1 rRNA gene is annotated in these 1,030 nt (G+C 55.7%); it reads left to right on the forward strand.

Going from position 1 to position 1,030, the window contains the following annotated elements:
* Positions 1–1,028: ribosomal RNA gene (locus tag ACFVTF_RS38540) — 23S ribosomal RNA — on the forward strand; the annotation flags it as partial.
* Positions 1,029–1,030: the final 2 nt, after the last annotated feature.

The raw sequence follows: 1,030 nt of genomic DNA on the forward strand, positions 1-1,030 counted from the left end.
GGCGAAGCTGAGAACTTAAGCGCCAGTAAACGGCGGTGGTAACTATAACCATCCTAAGGTAGCGAAATTCCTTGTCGGGTAAGTTCCGACCTGCACGAATGGCGTAACGACTTCTCGACTGTCTCAACCATAGGCCCGGTGAAATTGCATTACGAGTAAAGATGCTCGTTTCGCGCAGCAGGACGGAAAGACCCCGGGACCTTTACTATAGCTTGATATTGGTGTTCGGTTCGGCTTGTGTAGGATAGGTGGGAGACTTTGAAGCAGCAACGCCAGTTGTTGTGGAGTCGTCGTTGAAATACCACTCTGGTCGTGCTGGATGTCTAACCTGGGTCCGTGATCCGGATCAGGGACAGTGTCTGGTGGGTAGTTTAACTGGGGCGGTTGCCTCCTAAAGAGTAACGGAGGCGCCCAAAGGTTCCCTCAGCCTGGTTGGCAATCAGGTGTTGAGTGTAAGTGCACAAGGGAGCTTGACTGTGAGACTGACGGGTCGAGCAGGTACGAAAGTAGGGACTAGTGATCCGGCGGTGGCTTGTGGAAGCGCCGTCGCTCAACGGATAAAAGGTACCCCGGGGATAACAGGCTGATCTTCCCCAAGAGTCCATATCGACGGGATGGTTTGGCACCTCGATGTCGGCTCGTCGCATCCTGGGGCTGGAGTAGGTCCCAAGGGTTGGGCTGTTCGCCCATTAAAGCGGTACGCGAGCTGGGTTTAGAACGTCGTGAGACAGTTCGGTCCCTATCCGCTGTGCGCGTAGGAGTGTTGAGAAGGGCTGTCCCTAGTACGAGAGGACCGGGACGGACGAACCTCTGGTGTGCCAGTTGTCCTGCCAAGGGCATGGCTGGTTGGCTACGTTCGGGAGGGATAACCGCTGAAAGCATCTAAGCGGGAAGCCTGCTTCGAGATGAGCACTCCCACCTCCTTGAGAGGGTAAGGCTCCCAGTAGACGACTGGGTTGATAGGCCGGATATGGAAGCCCTGTGAGGGGTGGAGTTGACCGGTACTAATAGGCCGAGGGCTTGTCCTCAG

Origin of the sequence: Kitasatospora sp. NPDC057940 (genome assembly GCF_042887425.1) — a bacterium.
In the GTDB taxonomy this organism is placed as follows: Bacteria; Actinomycetota; Actinomycetes; order Streptomycetales; family Streptomycetaceae; genus Kitasatospora.